General features: G+C 62.4%; 18 protein-coding genes. 14 read left to right on the top strand and 4 right to left on the bottom strand.

What is annotated here, in order from left to right:
- Positions 1–454 precede the first annotated feature (454 nt).
- On the bottom strand, positions 455–1,333 hold the full coding sequence (locus C2L65_RS38905; protein WP_042305401.1) for an NmrA family NAD(P)-binding protein: 879 nt from the start codon (positions 1,331–1,333) through the stop codon (positions 455–457).
- Positions 1,334–1,454: 121 nt separating this feature from the next.
- Here C2L65_RS38905 and C2L65_RS38900 point away from each other — a divergent pair, with 121 nt between their 5' ends.
- The 14 genes from C2L65_RS38900 (at position 1,455) to C2L65_RS38835 (ending at position 14,500) form a co-directional block, all read left to right on the top strand.
- Positions 1,455–2,345: a LysR family transcriptional regulator gene (locus tag C2L65_RS38900; protein ID WP_042305402.1), complete on the top strand. Its 891-nt coding sequence runs from the start codon at positions 1,455–1,457 to the stop codon at positions 2,343–2,345.
- 196 nt (positions 2,346–2,541) lie between these two features.
- Positions 2,542–2,991: a RidA family protein gene (locus C2L65_RS38895; RefSeq protein ID WP_042305403.1), complete on the top strand. Its 450-nt coding sequence runs from the start codon at positions 2,542–2,544 to the stop codon at positions 2,989–2,991.
- A 14-nt stretch (positions 2,992–3,005) separates the two neighbouring features.
- Positions 3,006–3,545 (top strand): 3-hydroxyanthranilate 3,4-dioxygenase, encoded by a 540-nt coding sequence (locus tag C2L65_RS38890; RefSeq protein WP_042305404.1) that lies wholly within the window; start codon positions 3,006–3,008, stop codon positions 3,543–3,545.
- Between the two features lie 255 nt (positions 3,546–3,800).
- Positions 3,801–5,399 (top strand): MFS transporter, encoded by a 1,599-nt coding sequence (locus C2L65_RS38885; RefSeq protein ID WP_042305405.1) that lies wholly within the window; start codon positions 3,801–3,803, stop codon positions 5,397–5,399.
- Between the two features lie 45 nt (positions 5,400–5,444).
- Positions 5,445–6,095 carry a flavin reductase family protein gene (locus C2L65_RS38880; protein ID WP_042305406.1) on the top strand — a complete coding sequence of 217 codons (651 nt, stop codon included), beginning with the start codon at positions 5,445–5,447 and terminating at the stop codon, positions 6,093–6,095.
- Between the two features lie 72 nt (positions 6,096–6,167).
- Positions 6,168–7,130, top strand: coding sequence for a LysR substrate-binding domain-containing protein (locus C2L65_RS38875; protein WP_042305407.1), 963 nt, complete (start codon positions 6,168–6,170; stop codon positions 7,128–7,130).
- Positions 7,131–7,257: 127 nt separating this feature from the next.
- Positions 7,258–8,739 carry a 2-hydroxymuconic semialdehyde dehydrogenase gene (locus C2L65_RS38870; RefSeq protein ID WP_042305408.1) on the top strand — a complete coding sequence of 494 codons (1,482 nt, stop codon included), beginning with the start codon at positions 7,258–7,260 and terminating at the stop codon, positions 8,737–8,739.
- A 2-nt stretch (positions 8,740–8,741) separates the two neighbouring features.
- The gene (locus C2L65_RS38865; RefSeq protein WP_042305483.1) at positions 8,742–9,563 is read left to right on the top strand and encodes a 2-keto-4-pentenoate hydratase; all 822 of its coding nucleotides are present in this window, start codon (positions 8,742–8,744) and stop codon (positions 9,561–9,563) included.
- Positions 9,560–10,501 (top strand): acetaldehyde dehydrogenase (acetylating), encoded by a 942-nt coding sequence (locus C2L65_RS38860; RefSeq protein ID WP_103254650.1) that lies wholly within the window; start codon positions 9,560–9,562, stop codon positions 10,499–10,501. The genes C2L65_RS38865 and C2L65_RS38860 overlap by 4 nt, the downstream gene beginning before the upstream one ends.
- 13 nt (positions 10,502–10,514) lie before the next feature.
- A complete protein-coding gene (gene dmpG / locus C2L65_RS38855; protein WP_042305410.1) occupies positions 10,515–11,561 on the top strand; it encodes a 4-hydroxy-2-oxovalerate aldolase in 1,047 nt (348 codons plus the stop codon).
- Positions 11,558–12,355 (top strand): 2-keto-4-pentenoate hydratase, encoded by a 798-nt coding sequence (locus C2L65_RS38850; protein WP_042305411.1) that lies wholly within the window; start codon positions 11,558–11,560, stop codon positions 12,353–12,355. Before dmpG ends, C2L65_RS38850 begins: the two co-directional genes overlap by 4 nt.
- The gene (locus C2L65_RS38845; RefSeq protein ID WP_042305412.1) at positions 12,352–13,371 is read left to right on the top strand and encodes an amidohydrolase family protein; all 1,020 of its coding nucleotides are present in this window, start codon (positions 12,352–12,354) and stop codon (positions 13,369–13,371) included. The genes C2L65_RS38850 and C2L65_RS38845 overlap by 4 nt, the downstream gene beginning before the upstream one ends.
- A gap of 24 nt (positions 13,372–13,395) precedes the next feature.
- Positions 13,396–13,890, top strand: coding sequence for a 4-hydroxylaminobenzoate lyase (locus tag C2L65_RS38840; protein ID WP_042305413.1), 495 nt, complete (start codon positions 13,396–13,398; stop codon positions 13,888–13,890).
- Positions 13,891–13,924: 34 nt separating this feature from the next.
- Positions 13,925–14,500: an NADPH-dependent FMN reductase gene (locus C2L65_RS38835; RefSeq protein WP_042305414.1), complete on the top strand. Its 576-nt coding sequence runs from the start codon at positions 13,925–13,927 to the stop codon at positions 14,498–14,500.
- 98 nt (positions 14,501–14,598) lie between these two features.
- Here the strand turns inward: C2L65_RS38835 and C2L65_RS38830 are convergent, their stop codons facing one another.
- From C2L65_RS38830 to C2L65_RS38820, 3 genes are read right to left on the bottom strand one after another with little or no spacing between them, the layout of a single operon-like run.
- Positions 14,599–14,841 (bottom strand): CDGSH iron-sulfur domain-containing protein, encoded by a 243-nt coding sequence (locus C2L65_RS38830; RefSeq protein WP_081920784.1) that lies wholly within the window; start codon positions 14,839–14,841, stop codon positions 14,599–14,601.
- A gap of 25 nt (positions 14,842–14,866) precedes the next feature.
- The gene (locus C2L65_RS47375; protein WP_052426805.1) at positions 14,867–15,070 is read right to left on the bottom strand and encodes a CDGSH iron-sulfur domain-containing protein; all 204 of its coding nucleotides are present in this window, start codon (positions 15,068–15,070) and stop codon (positions 14,867–14,869) included.
- 52 nt (positions 15,071–15,122) lie between these two features.
- Positions 15,123–15,674 (bottom strand): flavin reductase family protein, encoded by a 552-nt coding sequence (locus tag C2L65_RS38820; RefSeq protein ID WP_052426806.1) that lies wholly within the window; start codon positions 15,672–15,674, stop codon positions 15,123–15,125.
- Positions 15,675–15,895: the final 221 nt, after the last annotated feature.

Here is a 15,895-nt window from a genome sequence, read left to right as displayed (position 1 = left end):
TTGGATAGACTCGAATTGCATTCTCGATAAAGGTGCAGAAATGAGAGTTCCTTTTGCTTCATTATTGGTGGCTTCTGCATTGTCCGCCGTTACAGGCTTGGCGTATTCGCAGACATCGCAACAGCCAGCCGGAAGCGCCAACCCGCAAATGGCGCCCGCCGCGACGATGTCACAACCGCAAATGGCACAGCCTGCCAGTTCGATGAATCGCTATGAATACGATTCGGTCGGTCCTCAGCCTGGTGGATCGAGTGGAAGCGGGCGAGGGAGGAACGGCGGGCCGTGTGTCGTCGGATTGTCTTGTGATATTTACCAAGGGAGTTGAGTTCGCAACGATTGCGCAACCCCTTGGTAAAGTCGTGCCGGAAGTCCCACCAGATGGAGGCCAAGGAGTTGGATTCCTCGCGGCGCGCCGGATCTGCATGACAAAGCGGCGCGTCGCTCGACAAGCTTGTCATTCTTTCACCCATTCTGCCGCGCAACTCTTCGCAAAGTCCCGATAAGACCGTGGTTGTCGGCCCAGCAGCGACGCCAGGCGCGCGACCTGCGCGGGTGTCGCAACAGCGCCATCCTGTTGATACCGTTGCATCATCAAACGCATGTCGTAGGCGAGCCACGCTGGCGCGACCGACTTCAAACGTGCTTCGAGCGCAACGAGATCGTCGCCGCCATAAGAAATGGGACGTTGTAACGCTTCGCTCCAGGTCGCGCTCACCCAATCAGCGTTCACCGCGTCCGGCCCGACGAGGTCGTATGCTTCGCCTGGCAGCGGTTCGCCAGCCCGCTCGCGGCGCAGCAGTTCGCGCGCCGCCGCGTCGCCGATATCGCGTACATCCACCATCGAAATGCCCTTCGCGCCGATCGGCATGCCATAGACACCGTGCTTCAGCAGCGCTTCCTTTTGCCGGGCGTCGTTCTGGATGAAATAGGCAGGTCGCAGAACGGTGGCGGGCAAGTTGACCTGGTCGATCATTCTTTCCGCAGCAAACTTGCTCGTAAAGTGCGGCACATCTGTGTAGTGCTCGCCCTTGAACACTGAGAGATAAACGATACCCTTCACCCCCGCCTCGCGTGCGACGCTCAGCGCCTGTAACGCCTGAGTCTGCTCGTCTGCCGCGTTGGGCGCGAGCAGGAACAGGGTAGTGACGTCCTTCATCGCCTCGCGCAAACCGTCGATGTCGGAGAGGTCGCCTTTGACGGCCGCCACGCCTGCCGGCAGTTGTGCGCTGTCCGGTTTGCGAGTCAACGCGCGAATTTCCGCGCCGCTGTCTTTGAGATGGTCGAGCACCTGTGTCCCGACCACGCCGGTGCTGCCTGTTACGAGAATAGCCATATTCGATCTCCGTAAAGTGAAGTGGGTTGGGCATCGAGCGCCCATGCAGTTACGATAGACGTTCAGTTATCGAGCCGAAAGACCGATCGACGAGACGCCTCGTCTCATTCATGGAACGATCATGGATCTCACTGCACTTGCCGATTTCAACGCAGTTGCGCAATATGGCGGCTTTGCCGCTGCAGCCAGGAAGCTCGACCGGCCGAAAGCGACGCTGTCGCGTCGGGTGGCCGAACTCGAGCAGAGCCTGGGTGTGCGGCTCGTCGAGCGGGGTGCGCGAACGCTGCGCCTGACCGACGAGGGCCGCATGCTGAACGAGCAAACACGCGGCCTGCTCGCGGAAATAGCCGAGGCGGGTGAGACCATCGCTTCGCGCGCGTCCGTGCCGCGCGGGCGTCTGCGCGTCAGCGCGCCGATCGTCTACGCGCATGTCGCGCTGCCGCGCGTCGCCGCGCGTTTTGCTCGCGCGTATCCGCAGGTGGAACTCGAAATCGTGGCCGAGGATCGGATGACGGATCCTGTAGAGGATGGCTATGACCTCATCATTCGCGTGAATCCCAATGCGGACGAACTGCTTGTGGGGCGCCGCGTCGCTACGGATCAACGCGTGCTGTGCGCGGCACCGGATTCAGCCGTCGCTCGCGAGTGTCTCGACGACGCGCGTCGCGGGTTGACATCGCCGTTACCCGCTGTCGTGCTTTCGTCTTCAGCCGATCAGACCTGGCAGATTCAGGCAAAGGACAAAAAGCTGTATCCGGTAACGCCGAAGCCCGTGGTGAGGCTCTCCTCGCTGCTGATGGTGCGCGAGGCGACGCTGGAAGGCACAGGCGCTGCGCTCTTGCCGGGACTGCTCGTGCAATCCGACATCGAGGATGGGAAACTGGTGCCGTTGGGTCTCGACGCGGGGCCACCCGTCGAAATCTGGGCGCTGTATAGCTCACGGCGCTTCCTGAGTGCGAAGGTGCGCGCATTCATCGATATGCTTGACCAGGCTGATGTCACGGGCGCCTAGTCTGGAGCCTCATTCCGGCAACCCGGAATATGGGATCGATGCGCCAACGCCGCGCCACGCTATCAAGGAATGGAATATCAACGCAGAGAACTTTCATTATCACGTCATCGCGGCGCCACCCTAAACTGGCTTGAACCCGATGCTGAAGTGCCATGGAGCAGCGCGGTGAACTCAATGCAGGAGACAGGAACAGCGAATGAACGAGACCTCTCAAAGCCAGCTCGTGCCCGGCAAGGCAACACCGCGCGGACGATTTCCTCACGTAGTGCGTGCCGGCGACTTTCTCTTCGTGTCGGGCACGAGTTCGAGGCGGCCCGACAACAGTTTCGTCGGGGCTTCAGCGGATGGATTGGGAACCGCCTCAGTCGATATTCGCGCCCAGACGCGCGCGGTGATTGAAAATATCCGCGACATCCTGCGCGCGGAGGGCGCCGATCTGTCGAACCTCGTCGAGGTGACGACGTTTCTGGTCAACATGAACGACTTCGGAGGCTATAACGAAGTCTATGGCGAGTATTTCGACGAAACGGGTCCGACGCGCACCACGGTCGCCGTGCATCAGCTGCCGCACCCGCTGCTCGCCATCGAGATCAAGGCAATTGCCTGGGTACCGCGCGCTGTCGCGGCGAATGGCCGTCACGGCTAAAGAGGAGAACGCGCATGTTGACGTACGGCAAGCCGTTTAACTTCGCACGCTGGATCGAAGAACACGCGCATCTGTTGAAGCCGCCCGTCGGCAACCAGCAGGTCTGGCAGGACAGCGATCTGATCGTCACGGTGGTCGGCGGTCCCAATCATCGCACCGATTACCATGACGATCCGCACGAAGAGTTCTTCTATCAGATCGCTGGCAACGCGTATCTGAACCTGATCGTCGATGGCAAGCGCGAACGCGTCGATCTGCGCGAAGGCGACGTGTTCCTGTTGCCGCCGCATCTGCGTCATTCGCCACAACGTCCGGAGGCGGGCAGCGCGTGCCTTGTGATCGAACGACAGCGCGCGCCAGGTGCGATCGATGGATTCGAATGGTATTGCGGCCATTGCGACCAGCTCGTGCATCGCGTCGAAGTGCAACTCAAGAGCATTGTCGATGATCTGCCGCCGCTGTTCTCGGCGTTCTATGAATCGGTAGACAAGCGCCGTTGCCCGCATTGCGGCACGGTTCACCCTGGCCGCGACGCGGCTGTCGGCGCTCGCTGACGACCAGTTACCTGCCGTTGCCGCCGCGTAACTGCGAACGCCACACCCGCGCTCCGACGGCGCCGGTGTGGTGTCGGCGTTGGTGCGTGCCATTCATCGCGTCAAGCGGCTTCGCTCGTCGGGAAGGAGCCGATATTCCCACTGCGAATACTCAGCCGCCAATCTTTGATTACCGCCGCTTTTTTGCTCTCCCTAGACTCGGTTCATCACTCATGCAGGGTGTGTTCACGTTTGCTCATGACAGGATGGAGACATATGAATGCGGAACTGGTGGCCGGCGCGGGAGCCCGCACGACGCGGCGCGACGAAATCAAGGTGGTGGTGGGTGCGTCTGTCGGGACGGTCCTGGAGTGGTACGACTTCTTTCTGTACGGCAGTCTCGCCGTGTTCTTCAGCTCGCATTTCTTCCCGGTGGGCAGCGCGACGTCCGGTTATCTCGCTTCGCTGGCGACGTTCGGCATCGGCTTCGTGATCCGGCCGCTCGGCGCCGTGCTGTTCGGCCGCTTCGGCGATAAGGTCGGGCGCAAGGCGACGTTTCTCGCCACGATCGCCGTGATGGGGCTCGCGACCGTCGGCATCGGCCTGTTACCGTCGTATCAAAGCATCGGCTGGGCGTCGCCCGCTATTCTGATCGTGCTGCGGCTGTTGCAGGGGCTCGCGCTAGGCGGCGAATACGGCGGCGCGGCGACCTACATCGCGGAGCACACGCAGCCCGGCCGACGTGGCCTGGCCACGGGCTGGCTGCAGACTACGGCGACCGTCGGCTTTCTGCTGTCGCTTGCCGTCACGCTCGTGTGCCGCACGTGGGTGTCGGCCGATGACTTCGCGTCATGGGGCTGGCGTCTGCCCTTCATTGCGTCGCTGATCCTGCTCGCGATCTCCGTCTACATTCGTACGACGCTTTCGGAGTCGCCCGTGTTCGCGAAGATGAAAAGCGAGCACCGTCTGTCGAGCGACCCGTTGCGCGACAGCTTCCTGGTGTGGCGCAACGTGCGCTCGATGCTCATCGTGCTGTTCGGCGCGCAGGCCGCCGTCGGTGTCGTCTGGTACACGTGCAACTTCTATGCGCTGTACTTTCTGACCACCACGCTCAAGGTGCCGACGGGCGACGCGTACGCGTTCGTTGCCGCCATGCTGGTATTCAGCCTGCCGCTTTACGTGTTGTTCGGCTGGCTGTCGGACAAAGTGGGCCGCAAGTGGATCGTGCTGTCGGGCTGCGCGCTCGCCGTCGCGACTTTCCTGCCCATCTACACGCAGCTGTCTCATGCCGTAAATCCGCGCCTCGTGCAATTTGCGCAAAGCGTGCCGATCCGCCTTGCCGCCAGCGATTGCAGCACGAGCCTGTTCGGTACGCCGATATCGGACTGCGACAAGGCGCGCGACTTCCTGACGACGGCAGGCCTGTCGTATCAGGTCGAGCAGCAGGATTCCGCAGGCGGCCTTGTCACGCACATCGGCACGCGGCGGCTCGAAGGGTTCGATGCGCAACACTATGGCGACGCGCTGAAGGACGCCGGTTATCCGTCCGCCGCCGACGTGACGCAGATCAACCGTCCGCTGATGTACGTCATGCTCGCGCTGCTGATGATCTGGGGCGCCATGGCCTATGGGCCGATGTCCGCGTACTACGTCGAACTGTTTCCGGCGAAGGTGCGCTATACGTCGATCTCCGTGCCCTACAACATCGGCGCGGGATACTTCGGCGGACTCGCCCCTTTCATGTCGACGGCGCTCGCGGTGAAAACGGGCAATGTCTATAGTGGGCTGTGGTACGCAATCATCGTGGGCGGTGTGTCCGTCCTGATCGGCGCGATTTTCATGCGCGAAACGAAGGACATCGACGTCAGTCAGTGATTGTCCCGGGTCGGCATTTCCGCTAAAAAGACAACGGAGTTTCGAATGACTCACATTGCACTGGCCAGTCTATCCACGATGCAAAAGTACTGGTTGATCACGGGCAGCGTCGGACCTCGGCCCATCGCGCTGGTGACGAGCTTGAGCCGCGACGGGTTGTGCAACGCAGCGCCGTATAGCGCATTCAACTATATGGGCGAGGACCCGCCGCTCTTCGCCATCGCCGTCGATCACTACGGCAGCGAAAGCCATCGTCCCGGCGAGATGAAAGACACCTTGAAGAACATCGTCGAGCGCGAGGAGTTCGTCGTCAACATGGTGGATGAAACGATCGTCGAGCGGGCCGTGCTGTGCGGCAGCGATTTTCCTGCCCATGTGTCCGAGCCGGAGGCAGTGGGTCTTGCTCTTGCGCCATCGACTGCCATCAGCGTGCCGCGCGTGTCGGAGGCGCCCATTGCATGGGAATGCCGGCTCTACAAGGTGCTCGAATTTTCGAAGCAGCGCTCCATCGTGTTCGGTGAAATCGTCGGCATGTATATCCACGAAGATCTGCTCGACGCTGAGAAACTGCGCATACGAATCGATCGCTTCGAGCCCGTTGGACGTCTGGGCGGGCCGAACTATTGTCGCTCGACCGATCGCATGCAACTGCGTGTGCCGACGTATATGCCCGCCGTCGGCGTTGCGCGCGAGTGATCGACGCGGGCGGCAACGACGCTTTCGCGCTGTTAAGATCAAGCTTCACTTCTCTTACGGTCCGACGCCGCCATGCATCGGTTTCCCCTTAGCCAGATAGGGCTGAGCCGCAATCTGAAGCTCAGCCAGTTGCTCACCTTTGACCGCGTGATCGAGACAGGCTCGATTCTGCGTGCCGCCAACGACCTGGGCCTCACACAGCCCGCCGTTACGAAGGTCATTCAGGAACTGGAGTCGTCGCTTGGCGGCGTGCTGTTCGAACGTTCGAATCGCGGCGTCATCCCAACCGACCTGGGGCGCGTGGTCGGGCGCCGCGTGAAATCGTTGCTGGCCGAGTTTCGTCACATGACGGACGAACTCGATCATTTTCGCTTCGGCACTGCCGGTCATGTGATGGTCGGCACGCTGATCTCGGCGTCGGCGCATCTGCTGCCGATGGCCATCACGCGCCTGAAAGCGCGCTCGCCCGACGTACTCGTCACCGTACGCGAAGGTCCCACCGCACAGCTTTTTCCGTCGCTCGCAACGGGCGAACTGGATATCGTCGTGGGCCGCTTGCCCGAAGTCGAACTGCCTATCGCCGATGCCTTTCCGTTGACGCATCACCCCCTCTTCGACGACGCGATGACGATCGTGGTCGGCAGCTCGCATGCACTCGCGCGTGAGCCGATCGGATCGTTGCGCGAGCTCGCCGACCGGCCGTGGATTCTGCCGACCATGGAGTCGCCGCTGCGTCTGTCCGTCGAACGCATGTTCCGCGAAGCCGGTCTTGCGCTGCCCACCGATCTGGTGGAGTCGCTGTCCGTGCTCACGAACCTGGGGTTGTTGATCGAAAGTCCGCGCGTCGCCGTGATGCCGCGCGTGGCCGCGACGCAGTTCGTGCGGGCGGGGCTGCTGCGCGTGCTCGATATACCCGAGAGCGGATCGTTCGGCACGGTTGGGTATTCCGTTCGATCGAACAAGGAATTGAGCCCGGCGTGCGAGGCGTTCGTTGCCTGCCTGCGCGAAGTCGCCGGGGCTTCGGCCGAAGGCTGAGCGCTGAGTACTGAGCGCGGCAAAGCTGGTATTCCAGTCGCTTATATTCGCCTCGCAATGTTTGATTATTCAGCGTGGTTGGCCGCTCCTACACTGGCTGTAACGCATCCAGTCAGCAGGAGTATTCATGAAGTCCAACGCGCAAGCAGACTTGCCGCCGCGCCTGCGGCATTTCATCGACGGTGAGTTTGTCGACTCGACGCTTACTTTCGCGAACGTGAGCCCGATCGACGGCCGCGAAGTGTCGCGTGTCGCCGAGGCCGACGAGGCGGCCGTCGATGCCGCCGTGAAGGCCGCGCGACGCGCGCAGCAAGGCGAGTGGCGCAGCCTGAGTCCGTCCGCGCGCGCCGACTGGCTGCATCGGATCGCCGACGGCATCGAAGCGCGCTTCGACGATTTCGTCGCCGCAGAGGTTGCCGACACGGGCCGGCCCGTTGCCCAGGCGCGCAGTCTGGACATCGCGCGTGGCATCGCCAATTTCCGTACCTTCGCCGATCTCGTGCGCACGGCGCACGGCGAGTTCTTCGAAACGCCCACGGCCGACGGTCACATGCTCAACTACGTGACCCGCAAGCCGCTCGGCGTGGTCGGCGTGATTTCGCCGTGGAATCTTCCGCTGCTGCTGTTCACGTGGAAAGTCGCGCCGGCGCTGGCGATGGGCAACTGCGTCGTCGCCAAGCCTTCGGAAGAAACGCCGACTTCCGCGACGCTGCTGGCCGAGGTCATGCGCGACATCGGCTTGCCGCGCGGCGTATTCAATCTGATCCACGGTCACGGCGCAAACGCGGCGGGCGAATGGCTCACGCGTCACCCGGATATCGATGCGATCACGTTCACGGGCGAATCGAAGACGGGCAGCGCGATCATGAAAGCCGTCGCCGATGGCGTGAAGAACGTGTCGTTCGAACTCGGCGGCAAGAATGCGGCCGTCGTCTTCGCGGATGCCGATTTCGATGCGGCCGTCGAAGGCGTGCTGCGTTCCAGCTTCACGAATGCGGGCCAGGTGTGCCTGTGTTCGGAGCGCGTGTATGTCGAGCGGCCCATCTTCGAGCGCTTCGTTGCCGCGCTGAAGGAGAAGACGGAGACGCTGAAGGTCGGCTCGCCCTATGAAGCGGGCACGACGACGGGACCGATGATCTCGAAGGGCCATCGCGACAAGGTGCTCGGCTATTACGCACTCGCGGTTGCGGAGGGCGCGACGGTCGTCACGGGCGGCGGCGTGCCGCAGTTCGGCAATGCGTGCGACGACGGCGCATTCGTGCAGCCGACGATCTGGACCGGCTTGCCCGACGACGCGCGCTGCGTCACGGAAGAAATCTTCGGCCCAGTCTGCCACATCGCGCCGTTCGACAGCGAAGACGAAGTCGTCCGGCGGGTCAACGACAGCGCCTACGGACTCGCGGCGAGCATCTGGACGACGAATCTCTCTCGCGCGCACCGTGTTGCGCCGCAGATCGAAACGGGCATCGTCTGGGTCAACGCATGGTTTGCGCGCGATCTGCGCACGCCGTTCGGCGGCGCGAAGCTGTCGGGCTTCGGGCGCGAAGGCGGCCGTCATTCGATGGACTTCTACTCGGAACTGACCAACGTGTGTGTGAGGGTTGCATGAACATGGCGCATGTACAGACCCTTCAGGCGATTGCCGACACGCTCTGGCAAGCGCAGCAAAAGCATCCGTTCGAAGGCGTGCCGCCTGTGCGCGAAGCGATCGGCGCACTCGGCGGCGACCCGCTCGATAACGCGTATCGCGTGCAGCAGATCAACACGCAGCGGCAGATCGAGGCGGGCGCGCGGCTCGTCGGGCGCAAGATCGGCCTGACCTCGCGTGCCGTGCAGGACCAGTTCGGCGTCGATCAGCCTGACTTCGGCATGCTGTTCGACCACATGGCGTACGGCGACGGCGAGGAGATTCCGTTTTTGCGCACGCAGCAACCCAAGGTCGAGGCGGAAATTGCGCTCGTGCTCGAACACGATCTGCTGCATGAGCGGCACACGGTCGCCGACATTCTGCGCGCGACGGCGTATGCGTTGCCGTCCATCGAGATCGTGGGCAGCCGCATTGCAAACTGGGACATCCGGCTTGCGGACACGGTGGCGGACAACGCATCGAGCGGCCTGTTCGTGCTCGGCAGCCGGCCAGTCACGCTCGACGCATTCGATATCGTCGGCTGCGGCATGGTGATGGAGCGCGGCGGCGACCAGGTCAGTGTCGGCGCGGGCGCGGCCTGCCTCGGCAATCCGCTCAATGCCGCCATCTGGCTCGCGAACACGATGGTCCGCGTCGGTGCGCCGCTGCGCGCCGGGGACATCGTGATGACGGGCGCGCTCGGACCGATGGTGGCCGTGCGACCTGGCGACGCGTTCGTCGCGCATATCGAAGGTCTCGGCGCCGTGCGGGCACTGTTTCCCCATCAAACGGAATCAACATCGTGAAAGACAACATTCGACTTTCCGTCGCAGTGATCGGTTCGGGCAACATCGGCACGGACCTGATGATCAAGATCCTGCGACACGCGAAGCACCTCAAGATGGCCGCGATGGTAGGCATCGACGCAGCCTCCGATGGCCTTGCACGCGCTGCGCGCCTCGGCGTGGCGACGACGGCGGGCGGTATCGACGGCCTGCTTGCGATGCCTGAGTTCGACGACGTGGGTATCGTGTTCGACGCGACATCGGCGGGCGCGCATCGGCGCCATGCAGCGCTGCTTGCACAGCGGGGCGTCACGGCAATCGACCTCACGCCCGCTGCGATTGGCCCTTTCGTGATTCCCGTGGTGAATCTCCACGAGCATCTCGACGCGCCGAACATCAACATGGTGACATGCGGCGGACAGGCGACGATTCCTATCGTGCGCGCCGTGTCGCGCGTGACACCCGTCCACTATGCGGAGATCGTCGCATCGATTTCGAGCCGTTCTGCGGGCCCCGGTACGCGGGCCAATATCGACGAATTCACCGAGACCACCTCGCGCGCCATCGAAAGTGTGGGCGGCGCGGCTGTGGGCAAGGCGATCATCGTGCTGAACCCCGCCGAGCCACCGCTGATGATGCGCGATACCGTCTATTGCCTCGTCGACGAGCACGCGGACCGCGAACGCATCGAGGCATCCGTCGATGCGATGGTGCGCGACGTAGCCGCTTACGTACGCGGTTACCGGCTCAAGCAGGCCGTGCAGTTCGACCGTATTCCATTTCCGCCGCAATTTGCAGGCCGTTTCGGCAATCCGGAACACGCATTGAAAGTGAGCGTGTTTCTCGAAGTGGAAGGCGCCGCGCATTATCTGCCTTCGTATGCGGGCAATCTCGACATCATGACTTCAGCCGCGTTGCGAGCGGCCGAGCAAATCGCGGCCAACCGCATCGCAGCGTGACCGGAGCGACGACATGACGAATCTCGACACGAAAAAAATCTACGTCTCCGACGTGACGTTGCGCGACGGCATGCATGCCATTCGCCATCGCTATTCGATCGACCAGGCGGTCGTGATTGCGCGAGCGCTCGACGATGCCGGCGTCGACAGCATCGAAGTGGCGCACGGTGATGGCCTCTCGGGCTCCAGTTTCAACTATGGTTTTGGCGCGCATACCGATATCGAATGGATCGAGGCTGTGGCGCAGACAGTCGAGCGTGCGAAAGTCGCGACGCTGCTGTTGCCCGGCATCGGCACCGTGCATGATCTGCGCGCGGCCTACGATGCGGGCGCGCGCGTGGTGCGCATCGCGACGCATTGCACTGAGGCGGACATCGCGAAGCAGCATATCGAATACGCACGCGAACTCGGCATGGATACCGTCGGCTTTCTGATGATGAGCCATATGACGTCGCCGGAGAACCTCGCCGCCGAAGCGAAGAAGATGGAGCGTTACGGCGTGACGTGCATCTACGTCGTCGACTCGGGCGGCGCGATGAACATGCATGACATTCGTGCGCGCTTCCGTGCGTTCAAGGATGTGCTGGACGACACGACGCAAACGGGCATGCACGCGCACCACAATCTGAGCTTGGGCGTGGCGAATTCGATCGTCGCGCTGGAAGAAGGCTGCGACCGCATCGACGCGAGCCTCACCGGCATGGGCGCGGGCGCGGGTAACGCGCCGCTCGAAGTGTTCATCGCCGCCGTCGACCGGATGCAGTGGAATCACGGGTGCGACGTGAAGAAGCTGATCGATGCAGCGGATGACATCGTGCGCCCGCTGCAGGAGCGGCCCGTGCGCGTGGATCGCGAAACGCTGGCGCTGGGCTATGCGGGCGTCTACTCGAGCTTTCTGCGCCATACGGAAGCGGCTGCGCAGAAGTATGGTCTATCCGCGTTCGACATCATGGTGGAGCTGGGGCGGCGGCGCATGGTGGGCGGACAGGAGGACATGATCGTCGACGTCGCGCTCGATCTGCGGAAGCGCACGGAGCGTGAAGTGGAGGCGGCGCGATGAATCTCGACGCAGCGGCACGACGTCTCGACGACGCAGCCCGGCATGGCAGCGCGATTGAACAGATCAGCGCGAACGAACCGTTTTCAGTCGATGACGCGTATCGCATCCAGCGCGCGTCGATCGAACTGCGCAAGTCGCGCGGCGAGCGGATCATCGGCATCAAGCTGGGCTTCACGAGCCGGGCGAAGATGATCCAGATGGGCGTCGATAGTCTGATCTGGGGCTGGTTGACGGATGCGATGCTCGAAGAAGAGGGCGCACCTGTCGATCTGCGGCGCTTCATTCATCCGCGCGTCGAACCTGAGGTGTGTTTCCTGACGAAGCGCGACATCGACCGGCCGCTTACCGCGCTGGAGGCGCAGTCGTATCTGGAAGCCGTCGCGCCCGCCATGGAAATCATCGACTCGCGCTACGAGGCGTTCCGCTTCACGCTCGAAGACGTGATTGCGGACAACTGCTCCAGCGCGGGCCTCGTCACAGGGCGCTGGTCGAATCGATTCGACAGTCTGCGCAATGCGGGCGTCATCATGCGCTTCGATGGCCGGGACGTGAAGGTGGGAACGACGGCCGCGATACTCGGCGACCCGATGCGCTCGATCGTGCAGGCATCGCGCGTCGCGGCAAGTGCCGAAGTCGTGTTGGCCGCCGGCTCGCTGATCATGGCGGGTGCCGCAACGGCGGCCCAACCGTTGACGCCGGGTCTGCACGTGCAATGCGCGGTGAGCGGAATCGGCCAGGCTGAATTCACGACGCGCCGCGTCGCGTCGCATAACGAAACAGGGCAATCGCTATGACATTGCGAATCGACATGCATACACACTTCTTCCCGCGCATCTCGCGTGAAGAGGCCGCACGTGTCGGCGAAGCGGATGCGCCGTGGCTCGCCGTCGATGCAGACGGCGAGACGGGCATCATCATGACGGGCGAGCGCGCGTTCCGGCCGGTGACGCGCGCGTTGTGGGACCCCGCGCGGCGCATCGATGAAATGGACGCGCTGGGTATCGACGTACAGCTGATGTGCGCGACGCCCGTGATGTTCGGCTACCGCTACGACGCGAAGGTCGCGCTGCAACGGGCACAACGGATGAACGATCACGCGCTCGAGATGTGCGCCGTTGCACCGCAGCGGCTCGCGGCGCTGGCACAGGTGCCGCTGCAGGATATCGATCTGGCTTGTGCGGAGGCGTCGCGGGCCGTCGCCGCTGGACATCGCGGCGTGCAGATCGGCAATCACGTGGGCCCGAAGGATCTCGACGACGAAGGCCTCGTTCGGTTCCTGACGCATTGCGCGAATGAAGGCATTCCCGTGCTCGTGCATCCGTGGGACATGATGACGGACGGCCGCATGAAGAAATGGATGCTGCCGTGGCTGGTCGCGATGCCGGCGGAAACACAGTTGAGCATTCTCTCGCTGATTTTGTCGGGCGCGTTCGAGCATATCCCGCGTTCGTTGAAGCTGTGCTTCGCACATGGCGGCGGCAGCTTCGCGTTCCTGCTGGGCCGCGTCGACAACGCGTGGCGCGAACGGGATATCGTGCGTGAGGACTGTCCGCAGCTGCCTTCTTCGTATGTCGACCGGTTTTCGGTGGATTGCGCCGTGTTCGATCCACGCGCGTTGCAACTGCTGGTGGATGTGATGGGCGAAGAGCGCGTGCTGCTTGGTTCGGATTATCCTTACCCGCTTGGCGAAAAGCGCATTGGCCGTCTCATCGAAAGCCATCCTGGGCTGAGCGAGCGGGCGAAGCATCGCATGCTCGGCGAAAATGCCGCGCGGTTTTTCGGTCTGACTGCGGCGCAGACAGTCGCGTGATTATTTCAAACAACGGAGAGAGACATGTTGCCTTCGGGACCTCACAAGGCGGAACTGATTGAATTGCTGCGCGGCTTGTGCGATGACATTCGCGTCATGCCGCTAGATGCAGCGCTCGAAGCGCACCTGAACAGCAAGTATGGCGATGGCACTGAAGCTTACGGGCGGCTGGTGAAGTTGTTGAAGCTCGGTGTCGAGGAAGGCTGGGTCGCTTACGTGGAAATCGAGGGCGGCGACTATCGCCGCGGCCGCATCGCGGAACCGTCGCAGGAAACCTCGAATATGAGCGTCGAGAGCGGCTTGCTGCGCGATGTGAAAGGCCAGTACCACTGCCATACGACCGGTGAAATCAACATGATCATCCCGCTCGAAGAAGGTGCGCAGTTTTGCGGACACGGCGCAGGCTGGCGCGTTTTTCCACCGTTGAGCGAGCATTTTCCGACCGTCACTGGCCGGGCGCTGATGATGTATTTCCTGCCGGGCGGGGACATTGAATATCGCATGCCGCCTGCTCGCTGAATCGAAGTGCTCTTTTCACGCATCTGGAGTGTTCATGGTTGTCAAAGTCCTTGCGATCAACGGCAGTTCGCGCCGCGATTCGCTGAATCAGAAACTGCTCGACATCGCCGCGCAAGGCGCGCGCGATGCGGGCGCCGAAGTGACACAGGCCCGGCTCGCCGATTTCGACTTGCCGATCTATGACGGCGATTTCGAAGTCGAACGTGGTTTGCCCAATGGCGCGCGAAAGCTCCAGGCGCTGGTTGAAGCGCACCAGGCGCTCCTGATCGCGACGCCGGAGTACAACGGCGGCTATACGGCGCTATTGAAGAACGCGGTCGACTGGATCAGCCGGCCACGCGGCGACGGGTCGAGTGGTGTCTCGCTACTGGCGGGCAAAGCGGCGGCGCTCGTGTCGGCGTCGCCGGGACAGCTTGGCGGGTTGCGTTCGCAGTCGGGCATGCGTGCCGTTCTCGACAAGCTCGGCATGCTCGTCATTCCTCAATCGTTCGCGTTGGGCATGGCGCACGAAGCGTTCGCAACGGATGGACAGTTGAAGGACAGCAATGTTACGCGGCTCGTATCGGGGGTTGGCGAGGGGTTGTATCGGTTGGCTTTGCGGCTTGCGTGAAGCAGGGCTGAGTGAGACGCGGTGACGCGCAATGCGTGTGCTGCGCTTCGCGCGTGTTCGATGATGCCAGGCGCTCCGAGCGAGTGCCTGGCGGTGCATCACTTTTGTATTGACGTGGCGTCGTTGTGCGTTGGTTCGGCGGCTGGGCTTGCGTGACAACCCGTCCAGCGTCGAGCGCGATGATTGCCGTCGCAATAGGGCTTGCTTTCCGAATGACCGCACCGGCAGAGACTGAAGATGCCGCTATGAGGAAAGCGATTGCCCGCTGCATCGACGATTTCAAAATCGCCGACCAGATGAAGCGGACCGCCTTCCATGATGTGACCTTTGACGATTGACATGGCGTGCTCGATGGATGAGTGAATGTTATGCCGACCGCGTCGACGCGTCGTCGGCACTCGCCGTGCCTTGCGGTGCCCTCGGACAACTTGAGAACCCCGCGGCCTCATGCGATGCATCGCAGAACGGCAGACGCGCAGACAGTCCGCAACGGCACAGCGTATAGACTTTACGTGCCCGCACGACTTCACCTGTGTCATCGCGCAGTTCGAACTCGCCCGTCAATTTCATCGGACCGTCGTCAACGATTTCTATCCTGTTTTTCATGAATCAAACCTCTTCCTCAATCGGATGACGTTGCGTTTTCCGCATGCAGATGGCGCGACGAACGGGTGCTTTGCGGCTCGGGTTTGCCAGGTTCGACGGGCTCCCCGAGCGAGTAGAACATGCCGCGATTGCAGACGAGAGGGCGATCGTCCGTCCGATGGATCTTCAACGCCTCTCCAACCAGAATCGTATGGTCGCCGCCTTCGTATGCAGCCCAGCGGCGGCACAGGAACCAGCCCATCGTGCCCGTCAGGATCGGTGTGCCGTCAATCCATTCGTGCGGCGGGTCCCAGCGCTCTTCCATCCGGTTGGCAAAATAGTGACCGTGAAAGCCTTGATGCTCGCCCAGGATGTTGATCGCGTAGCAGCTATCGCCGGAAAGGAGCGCGTGGGATTTTGCCGTCTTCGCGATGCTGACGGCCACCAGTTGCGGACTCACTGATACCGCGGCGAACGAGCTTGCCGTCATCCCATGCATGCCGCCTTTGCCGTCCGGCATCGACACCACCGTGACGCCCGTCGTAAACGCTCGCAGTCCTTTGCGGAACTCTTCGGGATCGATCTTCAACGCTCACCTCTGCGATATGAAATGGGGAACGCGTATCGACGTACGCGGATTGGCAACCATCGTTACATCGGAGCGGAAGGAGTTCAAGATGCGCGATTGAAACGCGATGTTCCGCGGCGGGAACGCGAGATTCGACTGTCCGCCCGCATGTCAGCGGAAGTGCCGCGCGCCGGCATGCAGGAAATCCCCGTTTGACAGGCCCGGATTCTGCCGTTACAAGT

Source organism: Paraburkholderia terrae (genome assembly GCF_002902925.1).
Lineage (GTDB): Bacteria > Pseudomonadota > Gammaproteobacteria > Burkholderiales > Burkholderiaceae > Paraburkholderia > Paraburkholderia terrae.
This window is presented reverse-complemented; position numbering and strand designations above follow the sequence as displayed.

What these genes read in the sequence shown, in the direction of transcription:
- C2L65_RS38905 (WP_042305401.1), bottom strand. Translation starts at nt 1,333, where the DNA reads ATGGCTATTCTCGTAACAGGCAGCACCGGCGTGGTCGGGACACAGGTG.
- C2L65_RS38900 (WP_042305402.1), top strand. Translation starts at nt 1,455, where the DNA reads ATGGATCTCACTGCACTTGCCGATTTCAACGCAGTTGCGCAATATGGC.
- C2L65_RS38895 (WP_042305403.1), top strand. Translation starts at nt 2,542, where the DNA reads ATGAACGAGACCTCTCAAAGCCAGCTCGTGCCCGGCAAGGCAACACCG.
- C2L65_RS38890 (WP_042305404.1), top strand. Translation starts at nt 3,006, where the DNA reads ATGTTGACGTACGGCAAGCCGTTTAACTTCGCACGCTGGATCGAAGAA.
- C2L65_RS38885 (WP_042305405.1), top strand. Translation starts at nt 3,801, where the DNA reads ATGAATGCGGAACTGGTGGCCGGCGCGGGAGCCCGCACGACGCGGCGC.
- C2L65_RS38880 (WP_042305406.1), top strand. Translation starts at nt 5,445, where the DNA reads ATGACTCACATTGCACTGGCCAGTCTATCCACGATGCAAAAGTACTGG.
- C2L65_RS38875 (WP_042305407.1), top strand. Translation starts at nt 6,168, where the DNA reads ATGCATCGGTTTCCCCTTAGCCAGATAGGGCTGAGCCGCAATCTGAAG.
- C2L65_RS38870 (WP_042305408.1), top strand. Translation starts at nt 7,258, where the DNA reads ATGAAGTCCAACGCGCAAGCAGACTTGCCGCCGCGCCTGCGGCATTTC.
- C2L65_RS38865 (WP_042305483.1), top strand. Translation starts at nt 8,742, where the DNA reads ATGGCGCATGTACAGACCCTTCAGGCGATTGCCGACACGCTCTGGCAA.
- dmpG (WP_042305410.1), top strand. Translation starts at nt 10,515, where the DNA reads ATGACGAATCTCGACACGAAAAAAATCTACGTCTCCGACGTGACGTTG.
- C2L65_RS38850 (WP_042305411.1), top strand. Translation starts at nt 11,558, where the DNA reads ATGAATCTCGACGCAGCGGCACGACGTCTCGACGACGCAGCCCGGCAT.
- C2L65_RS38845 (WP_042305412.1), top strand. Translation starts at nt 12,352, where the DNA reads ATGACATTGCGAATCGACATGCATACACACTTCTTCCCGCGCATCTCG.
- C2L65_RS38840 (WP_042305413.1), top strand. Translation starts at nt 13,396, where the DNA reads ATGTTGCCTTCGGGACCTCACAAGGCGGAACTGATTGAATTGCTGCGC.
- C2L65_RS38835 (WP_042305414.1), top strand. Translation starts at nt 13,925, where the DNA reads ATGGTTGTCAAAGTCCTTGCGATCAACGGCAGTTCGCGCCGCGATTCG.
- C2L65_RS38830 (WP_081920784.1), bottom strand. Translation starts at nt 14,841, where the DNA reads ATGTCAATCGTCAAAGGTCACATCATGGAAGGCGGTCCGCTTCATCTG.
- C2L65_RS47375 (WP_052426805.1), bottom strand. Translation starts at nt 15,070, where the DNA reads ATGAAATTGACGGGCGAGTTCGAACTGCGCGATGACACAGGTGAAGTC.